Consider the following 3,573-nt stretch of genomic DNA (forward strand, 5'->3'; position numbering starts at 1 on the left):
AGACAGACAAACTATGTAAATGGAAGCGTCGGTGCAAAAGGTGCAAGGGATGCCATGGCAAACAGCAACTTCTACGCCAACATCGGAGTAAACGCTGGATTTACACGTTCAAGAAGCAACACAAGTTCCCATACTGAAGGTGCGGCCGTAACAACATTAAAGCCGATGGATGAAAATTCAAGCATTACCTACAGCAATGTAAACAATATAACGTATCAGGGAACACAGGCTCAGGGCGGAACATTCATCTACAACAACGTGGCAAACATTCAGAAGGAAGCTGTGGAACTTCATAACAGTTACAGCTCAAGCAGTTCGAGCAGAGGAATAAATGCAGGAGCTACAATTGGCTATGGACATAAAATACAGACTACTGGAAACGGCGGAAGCATTTCAGCTAGCCAAAGCAACCAGAATACAGTTGAAACTGTCTATGCAAACGGAAACTTCAAGAATGTAAATGAAGTTCACAACAATACAGGCTCAATGGTACTAAACGGCTTTAACCAGGAAGGTGGAAAAGTAACAGGAAACATTGGCAAGCTGGTTGTGGAAAGTAGACAGAATACAAGCACTACAACTGGAAGTTCGAGAGGAATAGGCGTAGGAATAAGTGCAAATGGAATGCCAAGTTCCGTAAATGTAAGCGGAAGCAGAACTAATGGAGATAGAGCGTTCGTAGACAACCAAAGCACATTCATTGTCGGAGAGGGAAGCAATCTTCACGTTGGAACGCTTGAAAATACAGGATCTGTAGTTGGCAAGGAAGGAAACTCCACATTCAAGATTGACAGCTATATTGGAAAAGATATTCAGAATCACGACACAATGAAGACAACAGGCGGATCACTTGGAATTTCAACAGGGAAACCGAGAATTACAAATGTTGGATTTAATCAGGACAGCAGGGACAAGCAAGGAATCGCAAGAAATACAGTAGTCGGAGATGTTGAGATAGTAAAAGCTGAAGGAAGTCCAATAAACAGGGATTTAGGAAAAGCCAATGAAGTAACGAGGGACACTCATAGCAGCACTAATATCAATGTTGAGAGCCAGACTATTGAATATCTTACTAATCCTGCTAAATTGAGAGAGGATATTGGGAAGGCCAAAAAAGAGATAGCGGATGTGAAAAAAGCTATCAAGGAGTCAATCAATGACAGAGGAGATGACAACAGGAACTTCTTTGGACAGCTTAGGGAGGTAAGGCTTAGTGAAACTGTAAATAACATAGCAGGTAAAAGACTTAATGAAGCTGACAAGTCAGAAGATGTTGTTGCAGCCTGGAAAGATGCCTACAAGGATTTAGGATACAACCTTGACGTAAAATATACAACTGGCGAAGATACTCCTGAGATGAAAAACAAGGCAGGAACAGCATATGTTTCAAAAGATGGAGTTCATACAATAATAATCAACATAAATGCAAAAGAGAACTCAACAAAGGCAGGATTAATCGGAACACTTGCAGAAGAGGCAAGCCATATTGTAAATGGAGTGGCAGGAAGACAGATAGCGACTGGAACTGAAGAAAAAGGACTGGAAAGCACAGGAAGGGCTGCAAATGCTTATTTCAAGGAAGAGTACAAGGGAAGCAATCAGAATATGACGTACAAGTCTGATGGGAAGATTGATACTAGCAAGCTGGGGACTAATGTTGGAGATTATGAACTAATTCGTCAGATGATATATCATAGTAAAGCTCCAAATTCTAAAGAAGCTCAAGCTGTAATTGATGGGATTGATAAAGGTATAAGAAATACTTGGAATACTATTACAAAACATCCTGAAATAATAGCAATAGGAGCAGGAATAGCAATAGGGGTAACGGGAAATCCATCATTGGGATTAAAGATTGCAACATTACCTTCGACAAATAATAATAAAACATCTGGTAAAAGCAATACAAATTCTGCACCTGTAGCTTCTCAAACAAAACCAACATCAAAATTACCTGTAAAAAGTAGCACTTCTAGAGGAAGGGGAAGAGGAAAAAAGAAAAAAAATAATAATACTAATAAATCTAATGAAGAGGGTGAACAAAACAATAATAGAAGAAAACCTAAGAGAGAGAAAACAAAAAATCATAGGAAAAGTAATCCAGATACAGTTAAAAGTGCACAAGAAAGATATGAAGAAGCTCAAAAAGAGTACAAAGAATTGAAATCAAAAACTAATAAGACAAAGGAAGATAAAGAATTGTTAGATAAAGCGGAAGGAAAAATGAAAGATGCCTTAGATGACATGTCAAAATCAGCGGAACATTCTCGTGCAGGAAAAGGACAATCTAATAAAGGAAGTGGAAAAGTAAGAAGATGATGTTAAAAATTTATATAAATAAAACATACGGAATAAATAGAATAAGTAAAATTTCATTAAAAAAAGTAATAAAAGAATTTTCTTTTCCAAATGATATAAATATAAATTTAAGCGATGACAGAATTTCAATAAATATTAATTTGATATATAGTAATTTTAGAATTTTTTATACATTGTATTTTTATGTTGAAAATCTTAATATTCCAGAATTTCAAACTTTAACTTTCGCATTAGAAAGTTTATATTTTGATGATAAAAACAAAATAAAAATAGGTGATGAAATAAGAAAAACACTTCCAAAAATAAAAAAATATTTAAAAAGAAATAAAAAGAATACAAATTTTGAATACGATGAAGATATGTACACAGGGAGATATTTGTTTGATAATGGAAAGATTGATATATTTTTTAAAAAAAATAAAAAAAGAAAAATTATTCATAATATAATGATAAGATTACCTTATGAAGATATTTTGCCAGAAAATAAAGAAGTTTTAAAAGAAATAAAAGATATTATAGAAATAAAAAATAAAATTGATAATTTCTTTTGGAAATAAAGAAATACCTTTACAAGAAAATACGATTTGTTAAATTTATTTCTTTTTAAAGAATACTATACTATGAATAATCAATATACTAATTTTTAAAAGTTTTATCTCAAATAAAACAAAAATTTCAAACTCGTTTTAATAGCAAATTAAATTTTCAAATAATCGTTGTTATAAAAAACAGCGGTTATTTTTCTCATATTCTTCATACATTCCAAATAATTACTGCAACAAATTTTGAAAATTCTGTAACATTTGAGGCAGGAAACGGAAAAGTACTGAATAATGGCGGAGCGACTGGCAGAGCCTTGATTTCTTCAACTTCAGTTGGAATGAATAAAGGGACAAGTTCTGCCAACGGGCAGGTTCAGGCTGCAGGAAATACCTTGCTGTCTAAAGTAAACAGCAGCTTTGGCGGAAATTCACAGGTTAATGGAAGCACAAACTTAAATAATCCTGTAAACAATGGATTTGACAGGGCAATTCAGATTGCAGGAAACAATTCAGGGATTAAGGATATTAAGAATACCGGAAGAATAGACGTAAATCCAATACTTTCAAGTGCAATGTTTACAACGAATATGAACCCAAGTTCCAAGTATTTGATGGAGACTAGAAGCAAGTACATAAATTTAGGACGGTATCTTGGAAGCGACTATTTCACTTCAAGAGTCGGGTATTCTGAAGTTTGGGACAGAACGAAACG

The 3,573-nt window shown here is 34.4% G+C and carries 3 protein-coding genes; all 3 read left to right on the forward strand.

Features of this window, described 5'->3' with window-relative positions:
* Window positions 1-2,319 (forward strand): hemagglutinin repeat-containing protein (locus K324_RS14755; protein ID WP_026748901.1); only part of this gene is annotated, 2,319 nt, incomplete at its 5' end.
* Window positions 2,316-2,876 carry a hypothetical protein gene (locus K324_RS0109360; RefSeq protein ID WP_026748902.1) on the forward strand — a complete coding sequence of 187 codons (561 nt, stop codon included), beginning with the start codon at window positions 2,316-2,318 and terminating at the stop codon, window positions 2,874-2,876. The genes K324_RS14755 and K324_RS0109360, both read left to right, overlap by 4 nt.
* Before the next feature lie 299 nt (window positions 2,877-3,175).
* A partial coding sequence (locus K324_RS0109365) for a hypothetical protein (protein WP_026748903.1) occupies window positions 3,176-3,573 on the forward strand: 398 nt, incomplete at its 3' end.

This window comes from Leptotrichia trevisanii DSM 22070, assembly GCF_000482505.1.
Taxonomy (GTDB): domain Bacteria; phylum Fusobacteriota; class Fusobacteriia; order Fusobacteriales; family Leptotrichiaceae; genus Leptotrichia; species Leptotrichia trevisanii.